The 23,101-nt window shown below is 70.9% G+C and carries 18 protein-coding genes and 1 pseudogene; 16 read left to right on the plus strand and 3 right to left on the minus strand.

The features are described from left to right. Positions 1-110 precede the first annotated feature (110 nt). From ND450_RS43750 to ND450_RS43785, 8 genes and pseudogenes are all read left to right on the plus strand, one after another. Positions 111-638 (plus strand): TetR/AcrR family transcriptional regulator, encoded by a 528-nt coding sequence (locus ND450_RS43750; protein ID WP_089914301.1) that lies wholly within the window; start codon positions 111-113, stop codon positions 636-638. Next, the gene (locus ND450_RS43755) at positions 635-1,366 is read left to right on the plus strand and encodes a TIGR03084 family metal-binding protein (RefSeq protein ID WP_253323809.1); all 732 of its coding nucleotides are present in this window, start codon (positions 635-637) and stop codon (positions 1,364-1,366) included. Before ND450_RS43750 ends, ND450_RS43755 begins: the two co-directional genes overlap by 4 nt. A 47-nt stretch (positions 1,367-1,413) precedes the next feature. Then, positions 1,414-2,885, plus strand: a pseudogene (locus tag ND450_RS43760) (acyclic terpene utilization AtuA family protein). Next, positions 2,882-3,994 carry an acyl-CoA dehydrogenase family protein gene (locus tag ND450_RS43765; RefSeq protein ID WP_253323810.1) on the plus strand — a complete coding sequence of 371 codons (1,113 nt, stop codon included), beginning with the start codon at positions 2,882-2,884 and terminating at the stop codon, positions 3,992-3,994. The pseudogene ND450_RS43760 and the gene ND450_RS43765 overlap by 4 nt, the downstream one beginning before the upstream one ends. Next, positions 3,994-5,544: an acyl-CoA carboxylase subunit beta gene (locus tag ND450_RS43770; protein WP_253323811.1), complete on the plus strand. Its 1,551-nt coding sequence runs from the start codon at positions 3,994-3,996 to the stop codon at positions 5,542-5,544. Before ND450_RS43765 ends, ND450_RS43770 begins: the two co-directional genes overlap by 1 nt. A gap of 5 nt (positions 5,545-5,549) precedes the next feature. Continuing rightward, positions 5,550-7,382: a biotin carboxylase N-terminal domain-containing protein gene (locus tag ND450_RS43775; protein WP_253323812.1), complete on the plus strand. Its 1,833-nt coding sequence runs from the start codon at positions 5,550-5,552 to the stop codon at positions 7,380-7,382. Then, positions 7,379-8,518 carry an acyl-CoA dehydrogenase family protein gene (locus ND450_RS43780; RefSeq protein WP_253323813.1) on the plus strand — a complete coding sequence of 380 codons (1,140 nt, stop codon included), beginning with the start codon at positions 7,379-7,381 and terminating at the stop codon, positions 8,516-8,518. The genes ND450_RS43775 and ND450_RS43780 overlap by 4 nt, the downstream gene beginning before the upstream one ends. A gap of 13 nt (positions 8,519-8,531) precedes the next feature. Then, positions 8,532-9,335, plus strand: coding sequence for an alpha/beta fold hydrolase (locus ND450_RS43785; RefSeq protein WP_253323814.1), 804 nt, complete (start codon positions 8,532-8,534; stop codon positions 9,333-9,335). On the opposite strand, the gene ND450_RS43790 is transcribed toward ND450_RS43785, so the two are convergent. Further along, positions 9,275-10,174 carry a hypothetical protein gene (locus tag ND450_RS43790; RefSeq protein ID WP_253323815.1) on the minus strand — a complete coding sequence of 300 codons (900 nt, stop codon included), beginning with the start codon at positions 10,172-10,174 and terminating at the stop codon, positions 9,275-9,277. The genes ND450_RS43785 and ND450_RS43790 overlap by 61 nt on opposite strands. Before the next feature lie 179 nt (positions 10,175-10,353). Between ND450_RS43790 and ND450_RS43795 the strand changes: the two genes are divergently transcribed. The 8 genes from ND450_RS43795 to ND450_RS43830 all read left to right on the plus strand — a co-directional run bounded on the left by ND450_RS43795 (position 10,354) and on the right by ND450_RS43830 (position 19,579). After that, complete coding sequence (locus tag ND450_RS43795; RefSeq protein WP_253323816.1) at positions 10,354-11,514, plus strand: S8 family peptidase; 1,161 nt, start codon at positions 10,354-10,356, stop codon at positions 11,512-11,514. A 76-nt stretch (positions 11,515-11,590) separates the two neighbouring features. Continuing rightward, on the plus strand, positions 11,591-12,664 hold the full coding sequence (locus ND450_RS43800) for a S8 family peptidase (RefSeq protein WP_371927595.1): 1,074 nt from the start codon (positions 11,591-11,593) through the stop codon (positions 12,662-12,664). 118 nt (positions 12,665-12,782) lie between these two features. Next, the gene (locus tag ND450_RS43805; RefSeq protein ID WP_253323817.1) at positions 12,783-13,952 is read left to right on the plus strand and encodes a S8 family peptidase; all 1,170 of its coding nucleotides are present in this window, start codon (positions 12,783-12,785) and stop codon (positions 13,950-13,952) included. Positions 13,953-14,013: 61 nt separating this feature from the next. Next, positions 14,014-15,054: a hypothetical protein gene (locus ND450_RS43810; RefSeq protein ID WP_253323818.1), complete on the plus strand. Its 1,041-nt coding sequence runs from the start codon at positions 14,014-14,016 to the stop codon at positions 15,052-15,054. Next, the gene (locus tag ND450_RS43815) at positions 15,051-15,428 is read left to right on the plus strand and encodes a hypothetical protein (RefSeq protein ID WP_253323819.1); all 378 of its coding nucleotides are present in this window, start codon (positions 15,051-15,053) and stop codon (positions 15,426-15,428) included. Before ND450_RS43810 ends, ND450_RS43815 begins: the two co-directional genes overlap by 4 nt. 66 nt (positions 15,429-15,494) lie before the next feature. Further along, positions 15,495-17,294 carry an aspartate--tRNA ligase gene (gene aspS / locus ND450_RS43820; protein ID WP_253323820.1) on the plus strand — a complete coding sequence of 600 codons (1,800 nt, stop codon included), beginning with the start codon at positions 15,495-15,497 and terminating at the stop codon, positions 17,292-17,294. Between the two features lie 285 nt (positions 17,295-17,579). Then, positions 17,580-18,752, plus strand: a complete 1,173-nt coding sequence (locus tag ND450_RS43825; protein WP_253323821.1) for a hypothetical protein — start codon at positions 17,580-17,582, stop codon at positions 18,750-18,752. Between the two features lie 53 nt (positions 18,753-18,805). Continuing rightward, positions 18,806-19,579 (plus strand): SGNH/GDSL hydrolase family protein, encoded by a 774-nt coding sequence (locus ND450_RS43830; protein WP_253323822.1) that lies wholly within the window; start codon positions 18,806-18,808, stop codon positions 19,577-19,579. On the opposite strand, the gene ND450_RS43835 is transcribed toward ND450_RS43830, so the two are convergent. After that, a complete protein-coding gene (locus tag ND450_RS43835) occupies positions 19,558-21,378 on the minus strand; it encodes a glycosyltransferase family 39 protein (RefSeq protein WP_253323823.1) in 1,821 nt (606 codons plus the stop codon). The two genes, ND450_RS43830 and ND450_RS43835, sit on opposite strands and share 22 nt — an antisense overlap. Next, positions 21,375-23,096, minus strand: coding sequence for a glycosyltransferase family 39 protein (locus ND450_RS43840; RefSeq protein ID WP_253323824.1), 1,722 nt, complete (start codon positions 23,094-23,096; stop codon positions 21,375-21,377). Before ND450_RS43840 ends, ND450_RS43835 begins: the two co-directional genes overlap by 4 nt. Positions 23,097-23,101 lie beyond the last annotated feature (5 nt).

Consider the following 23,101-nt stretch of genomic DNA (forward strand, 5'->3'; position numbering starts at 1 on the left):
CCCGACGTTTACAAGCAGGCTTGACTGTTTGTTTGTTCGGCGGAAGACTCGGCGGCGTGGAGACGAGGCAGCGCCAGGCCGACCGCACGCGGGAGACGAAGCGGAAGCTGATGGAGGCGACCGTCGAGTGCCTGGTGGAACGCGGCTGGTCCGGTACGACGACGACCGAGGTGGCCGAACGCGCCGGGGTGTCGCGCGGCGCGCAGCTGCACCACTTCCGCACGCGCGGTGAGCTGGTGGCGGCGGCCGTGGAGCACGTGGGCGCGGAGAGCGTCGAGGTGCTCAAGCGGCGCGCCGAGATGGCGGAGAAGAGCACGCACGCCGTCGTGGAGATGATCGCGGACTTCCACGCCAGCGACCTGTTCACGGCGGCGCTGGAGCTGTGGGTGGCCGCGCGCACCGATCCGGAGCTGCGCGAGCAGGTGCTGGAGCTGCAGGCGCGGCTGGGGCGCGAGGTGTACGGGCTGGCGCTGGAGCTGCTCGACGTCGACGACACCAGGCCCGGTGTGAAGGACGCGGTGCAGGCAACCCTTGATCTCGTGCGCGGGCTGGCGCTCGCCAACCAGCTCGCCGACGACACCAAGCGCCGGGCGCACGTGGTGCGCTACTGGGCGCGGATGCTGGAGGAACAGCTGTGATCACGGAACTGCTGGCCGACCTCGACGCGGAGTCGCGTTCGCTGGACGAGATCGTCGAGGGGGCCGACTGGACCGTGCCGACGCCCGCGGAGGGCTGGACCGTCGGGCACCAGATCGGCCATCTCATGTGGACGGACAAGGCCGCGATCCTCGCGATCACCGACCCCGCGGCGTTCCAGGCGCAACCGCTGACCGCCGACATCGTGGACAGGACCGCGGCGGAGGCGGCGGCGCTGCCGGACCTGCTGGAACTCTGGCGGGACAGCCGCACCGCGCTGCGGGAGCACCTCGCCCAGGCCACCGGGAAGATCGTCTGGTTCGGGCCGCCGATGAGCCCGGCGTCGATGGCCACCGCGCGGATCATGGAGACCTGGGCGCACGGGCAGGACGTGGCGGACGCCCTGGGCGTCGTGCGGGAGCCGACCGCGCGCATCAGGCACGTGTGCCACATCGGCGTGCGGACGATCGGGTTCGCGTTCCTGCTCAACGGGCTGGCGGCGCCGGAGGCCGAGGTGCGCGTCGAGCTGACCGGGCCGTCCGGTGAGGCGTGGACGTGGGGGCCGGAGGACGCGGAGAACCGGGTTTCGGGACCGGCGCTGGACTTCGCGTGGCTGGTGACGCAGCGGCGCAACCGCAAGGAGCTCGCGATCGAGGCCGTCGGGCCGGTGGCGGAGGAGTGGCTGCCGATCGCGCAGGCGTTCGCGGGGCCGCCCGGAGGTGGCCGGTGATCCGGATCGGCAACGCGTCGGGCTTCTACGGCGACCGGTTGTCCGCGATGCGCGAGCAGTTGGAAGGCGGGCACCTCGATGTGCTCACCGGGGACTACCTCGCCGAGCTGACCATGCTGATCCTCGGGCGCGACCGGATGAAGGACTCCTCGCTGGGGTACGCGAAGACGTTCCTGCGGCAGATGGAGGATTGCCTCGCGCTCGCGCTCGACAAGGGCGTCAAGATCGTGGTCAACGCCGGCGGGCTCAATCCTGAGGGGCTGGCGCGCAAGCTCGACGCCAAGGTCGGGTACGTCACGGGTGATGATCTCAAGGAACGGTTCCCCGAGGCACTGACGGCCAACGCCTACCTGGGTGCGTGGGAGATCGTGGACTGCCTGAAGCAGGGTGCGCAGGTCGTGGTCACCGGGCGCGTCACGGACGCGAGCCTGGTGGTCGGGCCCGCCGCGGCGCACTTCGGGTGGGCGCGCGTCGACTGGGACCGGCTGGCCGGTGCGACCGTCGCCGGCCACGTGCTGGAGTGCGGGACGCAGGCCACGGGCGGCAACTACTCCTTCTTCACCGAGATCGACGTGACGCGGCCGGGGTTCCCGATCGCGGAGGTCCACGAGGACGGCTCGTCGCTGATCACCAAGCACGACGGCACGGGTGGGGCGGTCACGGTCGACACCGTCACCGCACAGCTGCTGTACGAGATCGGCGCGCCGGAGTACCTGGGACCGGACGTCACCACGCACTTCGACACGATCCGGCTGGACGAGGACCCGAGGGGCGTCCGGATCAGCGGGGTGAAGGGCTCTCCGCCGCCGGACACGCTCAAGGTGTGCCTGAACACGCTGGGCGGGTTCCGGAACTCGACGACGTTCGTCCTGACAGGACTGGACGTCGAGGCCAAGGCCGCGCTCGTGCGGAGGCAGCTGGAGAACGCCATCGGTGACGAGGGGCTGACCTGGACGCTGGCGCGGACCGACCAGGCCGACGCGGCGACCGAGGAACAGGCCAGCGCGTTGCTGCACGTCACCATCAAGACGACGGATCCCCAGCGGGCCAAGGGGTTCAGCCGGGCGGGGATCGAGCTGGCGCTGGCGAGCTACCCCGGGTTCCACGTGACGGCGCCGCCGGGCGACGGGACGCCGTTCGGGGTCTACAAGGCGGCTTATGTGGGCCGTGACGAGGTCAGCGCCAAGGCGGTGGTGCTGTGAAGCGGCCGCTGGGAACGATCGCGGGTGCGCGCAGCGGGGACAAGGGCGGGGACGCCAACCTCGGTGTGTGGGTGCGTTCGGACGAGGCCTATGAGTGGCTCGACGGCTTTCTCACCACGGAGAAGCTTCGCGAGCTGCTGCCGGAAGCGCAGGACGTGAGCCGGTACGAGCTGCCGAACCTCCGGGCGCTCAACTTCGTGCTGCACGGCCTGCTCGGCGACGGGGTGGCGAGCAGCACGCGGTTCGACCCGCAGGCCAAGGCGCTCGGTGAGTGGCTGCGCGGCAGGGTTGTCGAGATCCCCGAGGAGCTCCTGTGATCACGAAGGACCTGTACGAGCGCACGGAGTTGCGGCAGCTCGTCCGCGACTTCACGCGCAAGGAGATCGCACCGCACCTCGGGCAGTGGGAACGCGACGGCGAGGTGCCGCGTGAGTTGCACAAGAAAGCCGCGGCGATCGACCTGCTCGGCATCGGGTTCGAGCAGGGTGACCTGCTGGACACGGTGGCGCTGACCGAGGAGATCATCCAGAACGGCGGGTCGTCCGGGCTGGTCGCGGCGCTGTTCACGCACGGCATCGCGATCCCGCACATCTGGCAGAGCGGGAACCGGGACCTGATCGAGCGGTTCGCGAAGCCCGCGATCCGCGGCGAGAAGATCGGCAGCCTCGCCGTCACCGAACCCGGTGCCGGCTCCGACGTCGCGGCGATCAGGACGAAAGCCGTGCGGGACGGCGACCACTACGTCGTCAGCGGCGAGAAGACGTTCATCACCTCGGGGTGCCGGGCCGACTTCGTCACGACCGCGGTGCGCACCGGGGGCGAGGGCTACCAGGGCATCTCGCTGCTCGTCGTCGAGGACGGGTTCACCCGGCGCAGGCTCGACAAGATGGGCTGGCACTGCAGCGACACCGCCGAGCTGCACTTCGACGACGTGCGCGTGCCGGTCGCGAACCTGGTCGGCGAGGAGAACCAGGGCTTCGTGCAGATCATGCGGCAGTTCCAGGTCGAGCGGATCACGATGGCGGTCGAGGCCTACGCGACGGCGCAACGGGCGCTGGACCTGACCGTCGAGTGGGTGCGCGGCCGCGAGACGTTCGGCAGGCCGCTGATCACCCGGCAGGTGGTCAGGCACAAGCTCGCCGCGATGGCGCAGAAGATCGACCTGGCGCGGACGTACGCGCGGGAGGTCGCCGCGCGGATCGACCGGGGCGACGACTGCGTCACCGAGGTCTGCTTCGCCAAGAACGCGGCCGTGCAGACGTGCGCCGAGGTGGTCGACGAGGCGGTGCAGCTGCACGGCGGCATGGGGTACATGCGGGAGTCCGAAGTGGAGCGTCACTACCGGGACGCCCGCATCCTCGGCATCGGGGGCGGGGCGAGTGAAGTGATGACCGAGCTCGCGGCACGACGATTGGGGTTCGCCTGATGGGCAACAGGGAGGCGCTGCTCGCGAAGATCGCGGGACTGGACGCCGAGCACGCCAAGGCTCTCGCCGGAGGCGGGCCGAAGTACGTCGAGCGGCACCACCGGCGCGGCAAGCTCCTCGCCCGCGAGCGGGTGGAGCTGCTGGTCGACGAGGACAGCCCGTTCCTGGAGCTGTCCCCGCTCGCCGCCTGGGGCACGGACTTCCCGGTGGGGGCGTCGGTCGTCACGGGCATCGGGCGCATCGAGGGCGTCGAGTGCGTGATCGTCGCGAACGACCCGACGGTGCGCGGCGGGTCGTCGAACCCGTACACGCTGCGCAAGTCGCTGCGGGCCAACGACATCGCTTTGCAGAACCGGCTTCCGCTGGTCAGCCTGGTCGAGTCCGGTGGCGCGGACCTGCCGACGCAGAGCGAGATCTTCATCCCCGGCGGGCGGGCGTTCCGCGACCTGACGCGGCTGTCCGCGGCCGGGATCCCCACGGTGACGGCGGTGTTCGGCAACGCGACGGCCGGTGGCGCGTACGTGCCGGGCATGTCCGACTACGTGATCATGATCAAGGACCGCTCGAAGGTGTTCCTGGGCGGGCCGCCGCTCGTCAAGATGGCGACCGGCGAGGACGCGGACGACGAGTCGCTGGGCGGCGCGACCATGCACGGCGCCACGTCCGGGCTCGCGGACTTCGTGGCCGAGGACGAGACGGACGCGATCCGGCTGGCGCGGCGGGTGGTCGCGCGGCTGAACTGGCGCAAGCTCGGGCCGGAACCGGCTCCGGTCGAGGAACCGCTGTTCGACGCCGAGAGCATCCTCGACATCGTGTCCGAGGACCAGCGCGTGCCGTTCGACCCGCGGGACGTCATCGCGCGGCTCGTGGACGGGTCGAACTTCGACGAGTTCAAGCCGTTGTACGGCAACAGCCTCGTCACCGGGTGGGCCCGGATCCACGGCTACCCGGTCGGCGTCCTCGCCAACGCGCGCGGGGTGTTGTTCAGCGAGGAGTCGCAGAAGGCCACGCAGTTCATCCAGCTCGCCAACCAGAGCGACACCCCGCTGGTGTTCCTGCAGAACACGACCGGGTACATGGTCGGCGCGCAGTACGAGCAGGGCGGCATCGTCAAGCACGGCTCGATGATGATCAACGCCGTCTCGAACAGCCGGGTGCCGCACCTGACGATCACGATGGGCGCGTCGTACGGTGCCGGCAACTACGGCATGTGCGGCAGGGCCTACGACCCGCGGTTCCTGTTCACCTGGCCCAACGCCAAGTCGGCCGTGATGGGGCCCGCGCAGCTGGCGGGCGTGCTGTCGATCGTCGGACGGCAGGCGGCCGCGGCGAAGGGGCAGGAGTACAACGAGGAGCACGACGCCGCCATGCGCACGATGGTGGAGGCGCAGATCGAGGAGCAGTCGCTCGCGCCGTTCCTGTCCGGGAAGCTCTACGACGACGGCGTGATCGACCCGCGCGACACCAGGACCGTGCTCGCCCTCTGCCTCTCCGCTGTCCACAGCGGACCGATCAAGGGCGCCGACGGCTTCGGCGTCTTCCGGATGTGAGCGCCATGATCAAGTCGTTGCTGATCGCCAACCGCGGCGAGATCGCCCGCCGGATCATCCGCACCTGCCAGGCCAACGGGATCCGCACGGTGGCGGTGTTCTCCGACCCCGATGCGGAGTCGCCGCACGTGCGGGAGGCGGACTTCGCGGTCCGGTTGCCCGGTGCGTCGCCGTCCGAGACCTACCTGCGGGCCGACCTGCTCGTGGAGGCGGCTGTGCGCGCGGGTGCGGACGCCGTCCACCCCGGTTACGGGTTCCTCTCCGAGAACGCCGAGTTCGCGCGGAAGGTGCAGGTCGCGGGGCTGACGTGGGTCGGGCCGGAGCCGGACTCGATCGAGGCGATGGGGTCCAAGGTCGCCGCGAAGAAGCGGATGGCCGCGGCGGGCGTGCCGACGCTGCCGGAGCTCGACCCGGAGACCGTGACCGAGTTCCCGGTGCTCATCAAGGCGTCGGCCGGGGGTGGCGGGCGCGGCATGCGGATCGTGCGGGAGAAGGGCGAGTTCGCGGACGCGCTGGCGAGTGCGCGGCGCGAGGCCGAGTCGGCGTTCGGTGATCCGACGGTGTTCTGCGAGCCGTTGCTGGAGCAGGCGCGGCACGTCGAGGTGCAGGTCCTCGCCGACGCGCACGGCACGGTGTGGGCGCTCGGCGAACGCGAGTGCTCGATCCAGCGGCGGCATCAGAAGATCGTCGAGGAGTCGCCCAGCCCGGCGGTGGGCGACGAGGTGCGCGACCGCCTGTTCGCCGCGGCGACGGCGGCCGCGGAGTCGATCGGGTACGTCGGCGCGGGCACCGTCGAGTTCATGCTGAAGGGCGAGGACTTCCACTTCCTGGAGGTCAACACGCGCCTGCAGGTCGAGCACCCGGTGACCGAACTGGTGTACGGCGTGGACCTGGTCGAGTGGCAGCTGCGGATCGCCGAGGGCGCGCGGCTGCCCGCTGACGTGCCGGAACCGCGCGGGCACGCGATCGAGGTGCGGCTCTACGCCGAGGATCCCGCGAACGACTGGCGGCCGGCGAGCGGCACGCTGCACCGGTTCGAGGTGCCCGGGGACGTCCGGCTGGACAGCGGTGTCGAGGACGGGTCCGTGGTCTCGGTGCACTACGACCCCATGCTGGCCAAGGTGATCGCGTACGCGCCGACCCGTCGTGCGGCGGCGCGCAAGCTCGCGACGGCGTTGGAGAGCGCGCGGATCCACGGGCTGATCACGAACCGCCGGTTGCTCGTGGACGTCCTCAGGCACGAGGCCTTCCTCGACGGGGACACGCACACCGGGTTCCTCACCGAGCACGACTTCACGCGAACCGTTGACCCGCAACCGTTTGCGCGCGCGGCCGCACTGGCCTCCGCCGCCACCCGCAGGATCGGCACGTTGCCGCTGGGATGGCGCAACGTGCGGTCGCAGCAGCCCAAGGCGAAGTTCCTGCACGGCGACGAGCTGGTCGAGGTCGAGTACGACCCGCGGGAGGCCACCGCGGGCACGGTGGTGCTCGACCTGGACGGCGTGCGGGTTCCGTTCCACGTCAGCAGGTACGGCGATGTCGTCGAGGTCGACTCGCCGCGGGGATCGGTGTCGCTGAAGGTCGTGCCGCGCTTCCCCGAACCGGAGACGAAGCTCGCGCCGGGCGCGACCGTCGCACCGATGCCCGGGACCGTGGTGAGGGTCGGCGTGCGGCAGGGCGACGTGGTCGAGGCCGGCGCCGAGCTCCTGGTGCTGGAGGCGATGAAGATGGAACACCGGGTGCTCGCGACGAACGCGGGCACCGTCACCGAACTCCTGGTCGAGCAAGCACAGCAGGTCAACGCCGGCGACGTCCTGGCAGTGGTGGAGGAATCGTGAGCTTCGTCGAGTCCGAAGAGCGGATCGCGCTGCGCAGGGCCGTCGCCGAGTTCGGCGCGAAGTACGGCCAGGACTACTTCACGGCCAAGGCCCGCGCGGGGGAGAAGACCACCGAGCTGTGGGAGGAGGCCGGCAAGCTCGGCTACCTCGGCGTGGCCGTGCCGGAGGAGTACGGCGGCGGTGGCGGCGGCATCGGTGACCTCGCGGCGGTGTGCGAGGAGCTGGCGGCGGCCGGATGTCCGTTGCTGCTCATGGTCGTCTCGCCCGCGATCTGCGCCACGGTGATCGCGCGGTTCGGCACGGACGAGCAGAAGTCGAAGTGGCTGCCCGGTTTCGCGGACGGCACGCTGAAGATGGCGTTCGCGATCACCGAGCCGGACGCCGGGTCGAACTCGCACAGGCTCAGGACGAACGTCCGGCGCGACGGCGACGAGTGGGTGCTCAACGGCGGCAAGACCTACATCTCCGGTGTCGACGAGGTCGACGCGGTGCTCGTGGTGTCGATCCTGGAGACCGGGCCGGTGCTCGTCGTCGTGCCGACCGACGCCGAGGGCTTCACCTGGCAGGAGATCGAGATGGATCTGTTCATGCCGGAGAAGCAGTTCACGCTGTTCTTCGACGACGTGCGGCTGCCGTCCGACGCGGTCGTCGGCTCGCCGGACCAGGGGCTGCAGCAGGTCTTCGCCGGGCTCAACCCCGAACGCATCATGGGCGCGAGCATGGGGACCGGGTCCGCGCGGCTCGCCATCGCCAAGGCGGTGAAGTACGCCCAGGAGCGGAAGGTCTGGGACACCCCGATCGGCGCCCACCAGGGGCTCGCGCACCCGCTGGCGAAGATCCACGTCGAGGTCGAGCTCGCCCGGCTGATGACGCAGAAGGCCGCCGCGCTCTACGACTCCGGTCGTGACAAGGAGGCGGGCGAGGCCGCGAACATGGCCAAGTACGCGGCGGGCGAGGCCATCGCGGCCGCGGTCGACCAGGCGATCCAGATCCACGGCGGCAACGGGCTGAGCCGCGAGTTCGGCCTCGCGTCGATGCTCGCGTCGTCGCGCCTGTCCCGCATCGCGCCCGTGTCGCGGGAGATGGTGCTCAACTTCGTCGCGCAGAACTCGCTCAAGCTGCCGCGCTCGTACTGACACACTGCGGGGCATGGGGACTTTCAGGAACTCGGACGGGCTCGGCCTCGCCTACCACGGCGAGGCCGAAGACCCGGTGATCTGCCTGCCCGGTGGGCCGATGCAGGCGTCGTCGTACCTGGCCGGCCTGCCGCTGCGCGACGTGATCAGGCTGGACCTGCGCGGCACCGGTGAGTCGGAGGAGGCGGGGTACTACCGGGTGGACCGCCAGGTCGACGACGTGGAGGCGCTGCGCCGCCACCTCGGTCTCGAGCGGATGCGGCTGCTCGGTCACTCGGCCGGTGCCACGCTCGCGATCCTCTACGCCGTGCGGTTTCCGCAGCGCGTCGAGGAACTCGTGCTCGTCGCGCCGAGCCCGCGCGTGGTCGGCATCGACGTCACCGACGACGACCGCCGCGAGGTCGCGCTGCGGCGTAGCGGTGAGCCCTGGTACGCCGAGGCGATCGGGGGCTTCGAGGAGATCTGGGCGGGCAGGGTGACGCCCGAGGCGTTCGCGCGGATCAGCCCGTTCTTCCACGGCCGCTGGGACGACGCGGCGCGGGCGCTCGACGACCACCCGCGCAACCAGAAGGCCGCCATGGAGTTCTACGCCGACGGCGCGTTCGACCCGGCGCAGGTGCGCGCGGCGTTGCGGAACCTCGACGTGCCAACGGCGTTGCTCAGCGGTGAGTACGACGTCAGCCTGCCGCTCAACCGGGCGCAGGAGTACGCGGCACTGATTCCCGGTGCCAGGTTCGGACTGCAACTGGGCGCTGGTCACTTCCCCTGGGTGGACGATCCCGGCAAGTTCGCGGAACTGCTCCAGCGCATCCCGTAGAGGCCGGGACCGAAGTCGAGCGCGGCGGCGTGCGCGTACCCGCCCTCGTCCACGGGGACGGGGCGTGCGCCGCTGGACATCTCCGCTCCCGCCGGTCCGGAGGCGAATTGCTCGCAGGACGCGGGCGGTTCCTCGAATTTGATCTCCAGCACGTAGTCGTGGACGCGCTCCCCGAACCGCCGGAAATGCGTGTGCTCGGCCGTCGGGTGTGGATAGATCAATTCGTACTCGATCGCGATCGAGTCGCCTGCGGAGATCGGCTCGTCGAACACCATCTCCGCGACGAGCACGCCGTTGGTGCGTTCCCTGGCTATCCGGCCGACCCGGCAGGAACGGACGGCCGTGACGGCGGGCTGCGCGGAACCCGTTTCCTGGCAGAGGATCCAGCGGTCCACGCCGGTGGTGCTCGCCTGCATGACCTGTCGTGAGCGGACGCCGCGCACACCGCCGCAGGGCGCGACGTCGACCCGGTCGTGCTGGGCGGTCACCACGAGCCCCGAACCGTCCCACGCCGACCGCGCGGGCTGCTCCCGCCTGCGTGAACGGCCCCGGGGCCTGGGCGGGCCCAGCAGGCGGCTCAGGGCGGTCTCGGGCAGTCCCAGCACGTTCTCCAGCTGTGCGAGGGCCATCAGCGACTCGGGTCTCTCGGGCCTGCGGCGACCCGACTGCCAGTAGCTCAGCGCCGTCACGCTGATCGGCGCTCCCCGCACCTTCAGGCGGTGCTGCAACCGTTCGAGACTCAGTCCCCGCACCTGGATCGCGACCCGCAACGCGTCCGCGAACGGACCCGTCACGAGAAGGTCGGCGAGCTCCTCGCGCGGTGGGTAAATCGTGAGCATCACTCCTCCGTTTCACGGAGTCAAGATCGGAAGGCTATCGGCAGCAAAGGGAACGCGGTACAGCCGATCGGCGGTTTTGTCCGGCTTGGGAACTCGGCAGGTTCAGATCTCGGGACTATTACGCCGCCAATAGTCCGAGTGGGTTCCTGCAGCATCCCTGCGACGAACAGGACTGCACAATGCGCAAGACAGCGACCCTCGTGGGCTCGGTGATCATGATCGCCGCGTTCGCCTCGCCCGCCACCGCCGCGGCCGGCGAGATCCGCGTCTCGCCCGGTCAGAACATTCCCGGCTCCTTCATCGTGAAGCTGAAGGACAACGCCGTCACCGCGAGCGCGCAGACGCTCGGGTCCCGGTTCGGCGGTCAGGTCGGCCACGTCTACGACGCGGTGTTCCGGGGCTTCTCGGTGAAGATGAGCGACGCGCAGGCGCGCAGACTCGCCGCTGACCCCTCGGTCGAGTACGTGGAACGCGACCAGGTCGTCAGCATCCAGGCCACCCAGGTCAACCCGCCGTCGTGGGGGCTCGACCGGATCGACCAGCGCAACCTGCCGCTCGACCAGCGCTACACCTACAACTCCACCGGTTCCGGCGTGAACGCCTACGTCATCGACACCGGTGTCCGCATCACGCACACCGACTTCGGCGGCCGTGCGCGCAACGGCTACGACTTCGTGGACAACGACGCCGTCGCGCAGGACGGCAACGGGCACGGCACCCACGTCGCCGGCACCGTCGCGGGCACGCTGCACGGTGTCGCCAAGCAGGCCACCATCATCGGCGTCCGCGTGCTGAACAACTCGGGCTCCGGCACGATCGCCGGTGTCGTCGCGGGCGTGAACTGGGTGGCGAACAACCACGTCAAGCCCGCCGTCGCCAACATGTCGCTCGGCGGTGGCGCCAACACCTCGCTCGACAACGCGGTGTCCGGCGCGATCACCCGCGGCGTGACGTTCGCCGTCGCCGCGGGCAACTCCAACGCCAACGCCTCGGGCTTCTCGCCCGCCCGCGTGGCCGCGGCGCTGACCGTCGGCTCGACGGAACGGACCGACGCGCGGTCGTCGTTCTCCAACTACGGCGCCGGTGTCGACGTGTTCGCGCCCGGTGGCGGCATCACCTCCGCGTGGCACACCAGCGACACGGCCACGAACACCATCTCCGGCACCTCGATGGCGTCGCCGCACGTCGCCGGTGTGGTGGCCCGCTACCTGCAGGGCAACCGGAACGTGACGCCCGCCCAGGTGGCGACCGCGATCACCTCCAACGCCACCAACGGCAAGGTGACCAACCCCGGCCCGAGCACGACCACGCGGCTCCTGTACTGGCCGCCGACCAGCTGATCCCCTGAGATGTGCGGCCCCGGCTCTGTTCGCGAGCCGGGGCCGTTTTCCCTGCACAGGAAAGGAAACCCTGCCCGTGAGAGCCCTGCTGGCAGTCGCCGCCCTCGGTGCGGCGGTCGTGGTCGCCCCGGCGTCCGCGGCCACCTCGTCCTACATCGTCGTGTTGCGTGACGGCGCGGTGTCGTCGTTCAGCGGCACGGTCGAGCACACGTATTCGAGTGTCTTCAACGGTTTCAGCGCGCGCTTGACGTCCTCGCAGGTCCGTGCGCTGAAGGCCGACCCGAACGTGTCCTCCGTGGAGCGTGACGGGATCGTGCACGCCAACAGCGTCCAGCTCAACCCTCCCTGGGGGCTGGACCGCATCGACCAGCGCGCATTGCCGCTGGACCAGCGCTACGAGTACACGACCACGGGCCGTGGCGTGAACATCTACGTCATCGACACCGGGCTCCGCGTGACGCACGCGGACTTCGGTGGACGGGCGCGCAACGGCTGGGACACCGTCGACAACGACGCGATCGCCCAGGACGACAACGGGCACGGCACGCACGTCGCCGGCATCGCGGCGGGCACCAAGTACGGCGTGGCCAAGCAGGCGACGGTGTGGGGCGTGCGGGTGCTGAACGGGTCGGGCTCCGGCACGATCTCCGGTGTCATCGCCGGAGTGGACTGGGTGACGCGCAACGCCGTGAAGCCCGCCGTGGCCAACATGTCGCTGGGCGGTGGCGCTTCCGCGGCCCTCGACACCGCGGTGAAGAGGTCGATCGACTCGGGTGTCTCGTACACCGTCGCGGCGGGCGGCAGCAACACCGATCCCGGGAACTCCTCGCCGCAAAGGGTTTCCCAGGCCATCTGCGTGGGCGCGCTGACGCAGACCGACACCAAGTCGTCCTCGTCGAACTACGGGCCGCTGGTGGACATCTGGGCAGCCGGGGTGAGCATTCCCTCTGCCTGGAACACTTCCGACACGGCGACGAACACGCTGAGCGGTTCGTCGATGGCCGCACCGCACGCGGCCGGTGTGGCGGCACGGTTCCTGGAGCTCAACCGCACGGCCACGCCCGCGCAGGTGGAGAGCGCGCTGGTTACCACGGGCACCCCCGGCACGCCACCCGTCACTCGTATCCTCTACTGGCCGCCATCTCTGTGAATCGTCAATTGTCCGGCAATGCAAGGGCGTCTTATTCCGTGGACGCCCTTGGCAGGAACCGGTTCTCTCCATAACGTCGAAAGCGCTTCGTTCCCCTGCAAAGAACGGAAAGCACATCATGACGCGAAAGATCCGGTTCCTGGCCGGTGCCGGCGTGGCCAGCCTCGCCCTGTCGGTTCTGATGGTTCCCCACGCCTCCGCCGCGGAAGGCGAGGTCCTCTCCCTCAACGCGCCCGAGAAGATCACGGGCAGCTTCATCGTGAAGCTGAAGGAGGGCAAGGGCGACTCGCACGCCCTCGCCTCCCGTTTCGGCGGCACCGTCGAGCGCGAGTACAAGACCTTCGGCGGCTTCAACGTGAAGCTCACGGAGAAGCAGGCCAAGCGTCTCGCCGCCGACCCGTCCGTCGACTTCGTCGAGGCCGACCAGGTCGTCCACACGCAGGCCACGCAGACGAACCCGCCGTCGTGGGGTCTCGACCGCATCGACCAGCGCAACCTGCCGCTCGACAGCTCCTACAGCTACACCTCGACCGGTGCCGGCGTGACGGCGTACGTCATCGACACCGGTGTCCGCATCAGCCACTCGACGTTCGGGGGCCGCGCCTCGAACGGCCGTGACTTCGTGGACAACGACAACGTCGCGCAGGACGGCAACGGCCACGGCACGCACGTCGCCGGCACCATCGCGGGCTCGCAGTACGGCGTCGCGAAGGCCGCGAAGATCGTCGCCGTCCGCGTGCTCGACAACAACGGCTCCGGCACCCTCGCCGGTGTCGCCGCGGGCATCGACTGGGTGGGCGCCAACGCCGTCAAGCCGGCCGTCGCCAACCTGTCGCTGGGCGGTGGCGCCAACGCCACGCTCGACACGGCCGTGCGCAACGCCATCGCCAAGGGCGTCACGTTCGCCGTGGCGGCCGGCAACTCCAACGCCAACGCGTCCGGCTTCTCGCCGGCCCGCGTGACCGAGGCGATCACCGTGGGCGCCACCGAGCGCACCGACGCCCGCGCGTCGTACTCGAACTACGGTTCGGTGCTCGACATCTTCGCGCCGGGCTCGTCCATCACGTCCGCCTGGAGCACGTCCGACTCGGCCACCAACACCATCTCGGGCACGTCGATGGCCACCCCGCACGTCGCGGGTGCCGCCGCTCGCTACCTCTCGACGAACGCCTCGGCCACGCCCGCTCAGGTCGCCTCGTACCTGATCGCGCAGTCGACGCCGTCGAAGGTGACGAACCCGGGCTCCGGTTCGCCGAACCGCCTGCTGTACCTCGCGCCCACCGCGTGAGCTGAGCGTTGAGGTGAAGGGCCGCGACTGCCGTCGCGGCCCTTTTCCTATTGTTGGGTCCATGGTGGACGGCCTGAAGAAGATCGACTGGTACCGGTTGCGGAGCCACGACGGGTTCGCCGACGACCTTCCCAGGCTGTTGAGGCAGGCGCGGACGTCCGTCGAGCCGCACGAGGAGCTGGTGCGGCACCTGACCGGGGACGAGTCCGAGGTGAGTGAGGCGACCGCGGCGGCGTGGCCGTTCCTGCTGGACCTGGTCGCGCACGACAACACCCCCAGCCGCGAGTGGCTGCTGGAGAACCTGTGCGGCGCGATCGCGGTCGCCGGGGGCAGCGGGTCCGACGGCGTGCACCCGAGCTGGCCACCCGCGTGGGAGGCCTCGAAACCGGCGGTGCTGGCGCTGCTCGACCACGACGCGGCGGCGGTGCGGCGGGGCGCGTTGTTCCTGCTCGGGAAGGCGCGCGGGGACAGTGCTCCGGTGGTGCCCGCCCTGGCGCGGCGCTGGGAGGCCGAGACCGATCCGGCCACGCGGTTGTGCCTGGTGATCGTCGTGACGGAGTTCGCGGGGCGGGGCGACGAGGCCGCGGTCTCGTGGCTGCGGGAGCTCGACGTGCCCGAGGACGAACCGCTGGCGCGCCTGCTCGTGTCCGCGGCGACCCGGCCGGACGCGGGCGTGATCCTGCGCGGGCTGACCGGGGACCTGGGGTTGTTCCTCGGGACCGGGCAGTTCGAGATGGGCTACGACGAGGTGCTGGAGCACGTGCTCTGGCTGGTGGGGCCCAAGGACTTCGAGGGCATCGACCTGGTGCTGTCGCTGGTGGACGTGCTGCCGTGGCGCACGGAGGCGCTCGACTACCTGCGGCGGCTCTTCGAACGCGACACCACCGACGTCGGCCTGGTCGTGCCGTTCGTGCCGGTGTGGATCGCGGACCCGGACGTGCGGCTGCGGGCGTTCGCGGTGTGGCTGGTGGGGGTCGCGCGGGCCCGGGAGCACCGGGACCTCGTCGCCGAGAGGGTGCACGACCACGGCGTGACGTCGTTGGGGCAGAAGGTCTCGACGCTCGCCACCTCGGTGCTGGAGGACCTGGAGGAGCTCGGATGAGCCTGGAGGGGCTGGACGACGTCGCGTGGCACTCGGTCGACCACGCCTACGGGCCCGCGCTGGACACGCCCGGTCACGTGCGGGCGTTGTTGTCCGGCGACCCCGAGGTGGTCTCGCGCGCCATCACCGACCTGGACCGGACCATCCACGAGGAGGGCGGGTTCGTGTGCGGGGCCGCCACGGCGGTGCTGCCGTTCCTCGTCGAGGTGCTGCCGTCGCTGGCGCCGGCACCGCGGGCGCGGCTGCTCGACCTGCTCCACCGGATCGCGGAGTGGGGGGACGCCGAGCAGGTCGACGCCGGGTGGCACGCGGCGTGGGCCCGGGCGAGGCCGCTGCTGGGGAGATCATCTCCGCGACCGGAAAGCCCTGCCTGAAAATCTGTCGGTGGCTCCGGCTAGCCTTGACGGCAAAGCTGACTTCGTCTACAAGGAGCCACCACCGTGTTGCGCACGCACGAGGCCGGATCACTCCGGGCCGAGCACGCCGGGCAGTCCGTCACCCTCACCGGGTGGGTCGCCCGCCGGCGGGATCACGGCGGTGTCATCTTCATCGACCTGCGGGACGCCTCCGGTGTGGCCCAGGTCGTCTTCCGCGAGGGCGAGATGGCGGAGCGCGCGCACCGGCTGCGCAGCGAGTACGTCGTCAAGGTCACCGGTGAGGTGAGCAAGCGCCCCGAGGGCAGCGAGAACCCCGAGCTGCCGACCGGCGCCATCGAGGTCTACGTGAGCGACCTCGAGGTCCTCAACGAGGCCGCGCCGCTGCCGTTCCAGGTCGAGAGCGACGTCGAGCCGGGCGAGGAGGCGCGGCTCAAGCACCGCTACCTCGACCTGCGCCGCTCCGCCCCGGCCAAGGCCATCCGGCTGCGCTCCGAGGTCAGCCGCATCGCCCGCGAGGTGCTGCACTCGGAGAAGTTCGTCGAGATCGAGACGCCGACGCTGACCCGCTCGACGCCCGAGGGCGCGCGCGACTTCCTGGTGCCGGCCCGCCTGCGTCCCGGTTCCTGGTACGCGCTGCCGCAGTCGCCGCAGCTGTTCAAGCAGCTGCTCATGGTCGGCGGCCTGGAGCGGTACTACCAGATCGCGCGCTGCTACCGCGACGAGGACTTCCGCGCCGACCGCCAGCCGGAGTTCACGCAGCTCGACGTCGAGATGAGCTTCGTCGAGCAGGACGACGTCATCGCGCTGACCGAGAAGCTGCTGGCCGCGATCTGGAAGGAGACCAAGGGCGTCGAGCTGCCGCTGCCGTTCCGCCGGATCTCCTACGCCGACGCGATGGCCAAGTACGGCTCGGACAAGCCGGACCTGCGCTTCGACGTCGAGCTCACCGAGCTGACCGAGTACTTCAAGGACACGACGTTCCGCGTGTTCCAGGCGCCGTACGTCGGTGCCGTCGTCATGCCGGGCGGTGCCTCGCAGCCGCGCCGCACGCTCGACGCGTGGCAGGAGTTCGCGAAGCAGCGCGGTCACAAGGGCCTCGCGTACGTGCTGGTCGGTGAGGACGGCACGCTCGGCGGCCCGGTCGCGAAGAACCTGACCGACGCCGAGCGCGACGGTCTCGCCAAGGCCGTGGGCGCCAACCCCGGCGACTGCATCTTCTTCGGTGCCGGCGACCCGCGCGACGCGCGCGCCCTGCTCGGCGCCGCCCGTGTCGAGATCGCACACCGCGTCGGCCTGGTCGACGAGAACGCGTGGGCGTTCGCCTGGGTCGTCGACTTCCCGATGTTCGAGTCGGTCGACAAGCTCGAGGCCGGTGACGTCGCGGTCGGCGGCGGCAACTGGACGGCGCTGCACCACGCGTTCACCTCGCCGACCCCGGAGTGGATCGACAACTTCGAGTCCGACCCGGGCAACGCGCTGGCCTACGCCTACGACGTGATCCTCAACGGCAACGAGCTCGGCGGTGGCTCGATCCGTATCCACCGCGCCGACGTGCAGCAGCGCGCGTTCAACGTCATGGGCATCGGGGCCGAGGAGGCGCAGGAGAAGTTCGGCTTCCTGCTCGACGCGTTCAAGTACGGCGCCCCGCCCCACGGCGGCATCGCCCTGGGCTGGGACCGGCTGTGCATGCTGCTCGCGGGTGCCGACTCGATCCGCGAGGTCATCGCGTTCCCGAAGTCGGGCGGCGGCTACGACCCGCTGACGGCCGCTCCGGCGCCCATCACGGCGCTGCAGCGCAAGGAGGCCGGTGTGGACGCCAAGCCGCAGGAGAAGGGCCAGGAAAAGGCTCCCGAGAAGGCCTGACGATCTTTCTCGCGCACGGAGGCAACCCCTCGGCTGCCTCCGTGCGTCCCAGAACATGAGAACAGTTCGCCCGATCGAGCAGCTACTTGATCGGTATTGAGGTGCTCGTGCCGATCGATCGGCTTGATCGGCACGTAGGGGGCAACGGAAGGTGTTTCCACACGTCCACACCTCGGAGGGGTGCCCGGAAGCTGTGCGAGCCGTTACCAACGAGTGGTGGTGGTCGCAGCCTGGCCGGATTAGCGTCGGTCCGGCTCACGGACTTGGGGAGTAGGGTCGGAGGGGATGAGCGTGGAGATCACCGCGGGCCCTCCCGACACGACTTCACCTGAGATCGCGGACGCTGTCGGGGCGGCTGAGCAGGTACTGACGAGAAGACTGGGCGCACAGGTGCGCCTCGCCGACCCCGAGGCCCTCGGGGGTACCGGGCGTTCCGTCGTCATTCGCGTGAGAGTCGCCTCCTCGCCGTTCTCCATGCCGCGCACGCTGGTCGTGAAGCGCTACCCGGCCGGTTCCGGTGATCGGGACCCGTGGGCGCACGAGGCCGTCAGCCACCAGCTGCTGACGGCGCTGCCCGCCGAGGAGCGCGCCACCCCCGAGCTGTTCGCGCACGACGCGGCGACGCGCCTGGTCGTGCTCGAGGACCTGGGACGTGCGCCGAGGCTGTCGGAGAAGCTGCACGCCAAGGACGCGCGCGCGGCCGAGCGGGGGCTGCTGTCGTGGGCGCACGCCATGGGTCGCCTGCACGCCACGACGGCGGGCCGGGACGCCGACTTCGACGCGTTGATGCGGCGGGCGGGCGCGCAGTGCTGCCAGGACCCGATCGCGGTCGACGTGCACGCGGCCATCGCCGGCTTACCGGCGTTGCTCGCGACGACCCTGGGCGTGGAGATCACCCCGCAGGCCGTCGAGTTCGCGGCCGGTGCCGCGCGGGCGTTCAGCACCTCGCGGCGCCGGGCGTTCAGCCCGTCGACGTCCTGTCCGGACAACCACCTGGTCACCTCGCGCGGGGTGCGGTTCGTCGACTTCGAGGGCGGCTGCGTCCGCGACATCGTGTTCGACGCCGCCGCGCTGCGCGTGCCGTTCCCGTCCTGCTGGTGCGGGTGGGGGCTGCCGCCGGGGATGTCGGAGGCCATGGTCGCCGCCTGGCGCGCCGAGGTCGGCTCGGTGTGGCCCGAGATGGACGACGACGCGGTGCTCTTACCGCGGCTGCTGGAGGCCCAGCTGCTGTGGGTGTGGCTCGCGACGTGGCGGGCGCTGTCGAAGCCGATGCCCACGGTCGTCAACGCGCCGCCGCGCAGCGTCGTGCTGACCGGCCGGTGGATCAGGCTGCGGTCCGACGCGCTGATCCTCGGCGAGAAGACGGTCGCGTCGCACGCCGACGCGGTGATCGGCGCGCTGGCCGACCGCTACGGCCCCGAAGTGCTCGAACTCCCGCTTTACCCAGCATTTCGCTGAACCGTTCCCGCACGGTCATTCCGGGATCACCGGGTGAGCTGATCCTGAAGCGCGTGCTGGTGTTACTCGGTGACTCGACAGCGGTCGGGATCGGCGACCTCGTGCCCGGCGGCTGGCGCGGCTTCGGCCCGATCCTCTCCTCCGCCTACGCGGACAACGGCTATCGCAACCACGCCGTCTCCGGCGCGCGGCTGGCCGACGTCCGGCGCACCCAGCTGCCGCGGGCGTTGCGGGACGGGCCCAGCGCGGCCGTCGTGATCGCCGGGGTGAACGACACGCTCCGGTCCGACTTCTCCGCGCGGCGGATGCACGAGGACCTCGACCACGTGTGCCGCGAGCTCACCGCGGCCGGCGTCGCGGTCGTCACCGTGCGGTTCCACGACCAGGGCCGCGTGTTCAAGCTGCCCGGCAGGCTGCGGCGGGTGTTGAAGGACCGCATCGACGAGTACAACCGCGTGGTCGACGCGGTGGTGGCGCGGCACGGTGTGCGGTGCGTCGACCTGCACACGATGCCCGGCGCCTACGAGCTGGAGACGTGGGCGGTCGACCGGCTGCACCCGTCCGAACGCGGTCACCGGATGCTCGCGCGGGCCTTCGCGGCCGAGTTGCGCGCGGCGGGGCTCCCGTTCGGCGACGTCAGCCTGGAGTGCTCGGGCGGGCGCGAGCTGACGGTGTGGCACCACGCGGCGTGGTTGGTGCTCAAGGGGATTCCGTGGCTGTGGCGGCGGGGAGCCGACCTGCTGCCGCTGCTGTGGGCGGACCAGGGACCGGCCGAGGTGTTCCCGGCCGGCCTCGGTCCCGAGGATCAGCTCCCGGTCAGGTCGTAGAGCGTCTGGCCGCCGACCGTCGTGGCGGTGAAGTTCGCCGCCACCCACTCGCCGATGTCGCTGCCACCACCGCCGGGGCCACCACCGCGTCCGCCTTCGACGTAGTAGCGCACCTCGCCCTCGGCGACGAGGGCCTTGAACTCGTCGAGCGTCGGCGCGGGGTCGCTGCCGTTCCAGCCGCCGATCGCGATCACCGGCCGGCCGGACGCGAGCTGGAGCCCCGCCGCGCTCTGGGCACCGGTGGTGGCCGCCGCCCACTGCGTGTCGGTGGCCTTGAGCAGCTGCACGACCTCCGTGGACGACGTGCCCTCGCGCATGCCCGTGCCCGCGCCCTGCTGGGAACGCGGGCCGGACAACGGGATCGAGCCGCTGTGCGGGGTGGCCGCGGTCGCGAGCGCGTAGCCGGAGGTGCCGAGCAGCGCCGCCGCGACCAGCACGCCGGCGAGCCAGTTCCTGTTCACGCCGAACACCAGCGCCAGCACGGCGATCGCCGTGACGGCCAGCAGCACCCAGCGCAGCCAGGGCGTCCAGTCCGGGGTGCGGTCGAGCAGGATGAAGCCCCACACTCCGGTCGCCGCGACCATCGCCGTCAGCGCCATCCGCGCCGGGAAGTGCCCGCGGCCGCGCCACAGCTCCCGTCCCGCGATGCCAGTCAGAGCGGCGATCGCGGGGGCGAGCGCCACCGTGTAGTACGGGTGCGTGATGCCGCTCATGAAGCTGAACACCGCGCCGCTCACGAGGGTCCAGCCACCCCAGACGATCAGTGCCGCACGGGTGCGGTCGGTGCGCGGTGCCCGGCGCAGGAACCACAGCCCGGCGCCCAGCCCGATCAGCGCGGCGGGCAGCAGCCAGGAGATCTCCGGGCCCATGCTGGCGCCGAACAACCGCCCGATGCCCGTCTCACCGCCGAAGCCGATGTTGCCGTTGCCGCCCATCCCACCGCCGCCGGGACCGCCACCGGAGCCGCCGAAGATGCGGCCGAGGCCGTTGTAGCCGATGGCCAGTTCCCACAACGAGTTGTTCGTCGAGCCGCCGATGTAGGGGCGGCTGTCCGCGGGCCACAGCTCGACCAGCGCGATGAACCAGCCCGCCGAGACGACCACCGCGAGTCCGGCGCCGAGCAGGTGCAGGAGCCTCTTCGGGACCGAGGTGGGAGCGGCGACCAGGTAGGCCAGCGCGAGCGCGGGCAGCACCAGGAACGCCTGCAACATCTTGGTGAGGAAGGCGAAACCGATCGCCGACCCCGCGAGCGCCAGCCACAGCGGGCTCGCCTTCTCGAGCGCCCGCACCGTGCAGTACGCGGCCGCGACCATCAGCAGCACCAGCAGCGCGTCCGGCAGGTTGAACCGGAACATCAGCGTGGCCACGGGAGTCAGCGCGAAGGCCGCGCCGGCGAAGAGGGCCGCCGTCGGGCCGGACGTGCGCTTCACCGTCGCGTACAGCAGTCCCACCGCCGCGACGCCTTCCAGGGCCTGCGGGGCGAGCACGGCCCAGCTCGAGAAGCCGAAGAGCTTCGCGAACACCCCGCTCACCCACAGGAACACGGGCGGCTTGTCGACGGTGATGGTGTTGCCGGGGTCGAGCGAACCGAACAGCAGCGCCTTCCAGCTCTGCGAGGCCGCCTGCGTGGCCGCCGCGTAGAACTCGTTGCCGTAGCCGGACGCGGTGAGGTTCCACAGGTACAGCACGGCCGTGGCGGCGAGCAGGCCGAGGAAAGCCAGGCGGTGCACCGTTTTCGTGTTCCGCGGTGCCGGTGGCGCCGGTGCCGCGGCGGCCGCGGGCGCGAGGGTGGCGGTCATGACGCGTCCAGTTCGTAGAGGGTGGCACCGGCGACGGTGGTCGCGGTGAAGTGCGCGGCGACCCAGTCGCCGATCTCGTGGGCGGCGTCGCTGCCGGTGTCGCCCTGCATCATCCGGCCGGAGGCGACGTAGTAGTGGATCTGTCCACTTCGGACCATCTCCTGGAACTCCTCCAGCGTCGGCGCGGGGTCGGTGCCGTTGAAGCCGCCCAGCGCCATCACCGGCTGCCCGCTCGCGAGCTGCAGGCCGGCGGCGTTGTTGGAGCCGATGGTGGCGGCGGCCCACCGGTAGTCGCCCGCGTTGGCCCGCAGCAGGGTCACGACCTCGGCGTCCGGCGTGGTCGCGTCGAGCAAGCCGCCGCCCATGCCGCCCATCCGCCCGCTCGACGGGCCCGCGACGGGCAGTGCGCCGGTGTGCGGGGTGGTGACGGTGGCGAAGGAGTACGTGGTGGGGCCGAGCAGCGCGGCGATCAGCGCGACCGGGATGGCCCAGCGCAGCGACAGCACCAGACCGACCGCCGCGATCAGTCCCGCCATCAGCACGAGCAGCGCTACCAGCGTGGAGAAGCCGTTGACCAGCACGTAGCACTGGAGGGCGCTCAGCGCGACCGAGGCCGAGAGCACCGCCGCGGCAACGGGTTCGGCGCGGCGTTCCCAGAGTGCGGTGGCGGCGATGCCCACGACGGCGGCGATCGCGGGTGCCAGGGCCACGGTGTAGTAGGAGTGGATGATGCCGTTCATGAAGCTGAACACCCCGGCGGTGACGACGAGCCAGCCGCCCCACAGCGCCAGCGCCGTGCGGGCGCGGCCCTTCGTGAGCCACAGCCCGGCGACGAGCAGCACCACCGCGGCCGGCAGCAGCCATGCGATCTGACTGCCCATCTCCGCGCCCAGCAGGCGGCTCCAGCCCGCGGAGCCCCAGCCGCGGCCGCCGCCGACGCTGCCGACCTCGTCCCCGGTGAGCCGCCCCAGGCCGTTGTAGCCCAGTGTCAGTTCCAGCACGCTGTTCGTCTGCGAGCCGCCGATGTAGGGCCGGTCCGGCGTGAGTTCGACCGCGACGATCCACCAGCCGCCCGCGACGACCACCGCTGCCGCCGCCCCGGCGAGGTGCAGGAGCTTCTTCGGCATCGACGTGGGTGCGGAGAGCAGGTACACCAGCGCGAACGCGGGCAGCACCAGGAACGCCTGCAGCATCTTGGTGAGGAAGCCGAAGCCGACCGCCACCCCGGCCAGGGCGAGCCAGAACGGACTGGCGTTCTCGACCGCCCGCGTCACGCAGTACGCGCCCGCGATCAGCAGCAGCACCAGCAGGGCGTCGGGGTTGTTGAAGCGGAACATCAGCACCGCGACCGGGGTCAGTGCCAGCACGGCGCCCGAGATCAGCGCGGCGGCGGGGGAGAACCAGCGGCGCACGGTGGCGTACAGGAGCCAGACGCTGCCCACGCCCATCAACGCCTGCGGCACCAGGATGCTCCACGCGTTGACGCCGAACAGCCGCGCGGACAGGCCCATCACCCACAGCGAGGCCGGTGTCTTGTCGACGGTGATCGCGTTCGAGGCGTCCGACGAACCGAAGAACCACGCCTTCCAGCTCGTCGCCCCGGCCTGCGCCGCGGCGGAGTAGTAGGCGTTGGCCCAGCCCGAGTCCCCCAGCCGCCACAGGTACAGCGCGCCGGTCGCGATCAGCAGGACCGCCAGCGCCAGGCGTTCTCGTCTCATGCGGA

It is taken from the genome of Lentzea sp. HUAS12, from assembly GCF_024125735.1.
Classification (GTDB): Bacteria; Actinomycetota; Actinomycetes; order Mycobacteriales; family Pseudonocardiaceae; genus Lentzea; species Lentzea albida.

What these genes read in the sequence shown, in the direction of transcription:
- ND450_RS43840 (WP_253323824.1), bottom strand. Translation starts at nt 23,096, where the DNA reads ATGAGACGAGAACGCCTGGCGCTGGCGGTCCTGCTGATCGCGACCGGC.
- ND450_RS43795 (WP_253323816.1), top strand. Translation starts at nt 10,354, where the DNA reads ATGCGCAAGACAGCGACCCTCGTGGGCTCGGTGATCATGATCGCCGCG.
- ND450_RS43815 (WP_253323819.1), top strand. Translation starts at nt 15,051, where the DNA reads ATGAGCCTGGAGGGGCTGGACGACGTCGCGTGGCACTCGGTCGACCAC.
- ND450_RS43790 (WP_253323815.1), bottom strand. Translation starts at nt 10,174, where the DNA reads ATGCTCACGATTTACCCACCGCGCGAGGAGCTCGCCGACCTTCTCGTG.
- ND450_RS43785 (WP_253323814.1), top strand. Translation starts at nt 8,532, where the DNA reads ATGGGGACTTTCAGGAACTCGGACGGGCTCGGCCTCGCCTACCACGGC.
- ND450_RS43810 (WP_253323818.1), top strand. Translation starts at nt 14,014, where the DNA reads ATGGTGGACGGCCTGAAGAAGATCGACTGGTACCGGTTGCGGAGCCAC.
- ND450_RS43835 (WP_253323823.1), bottom strand. Translation starts at nt 21,378, where the DNA reads ATGACCGCCACCCTCGCGCCCGCGGCCGCCGCGGCACCGGCGCCACCG.
- ND450_RS43775 (WP_253323812.1), top strand. Translation starts at nt 5,550, where the DNA reads ATGATCAAGTCGTTGCTGATCGCCAACCGCGGCGAGATCGCCCGCCGG.
- ND450_RS43750 (WP_089914301.1), top strand. Translation starts at nt 111, where the DNA reads ATGGAGGCGACCGTCGAGTGCCTGGTGGAACGCGGCTGGTCCGGTACG.
- ND450_RS43805 (WP_253323817.1), top strand. Translation starts at nt 12,783, where the DNA reads ATGACGCGAAAGATCCGGTTCCTGGCCGGTGCCGGCGTGGCCAGCCTC.
- ND450_RS43825 (WP_253323821.1), top strand. Translation starts at nt 17,580, where the DNA reads ATGAGCGTGGAGATCACCGCGGGCCCTCCCGACACGACTTCACCTGAG.
- ND450_RS43770 (WP_253323811.1), top strand. Translation starts at nt 3,994, where the DNA reads ATGGGCAACAGGGAGGCGCTGCTCGCGAAGATCGCGGGACTGGACGCC.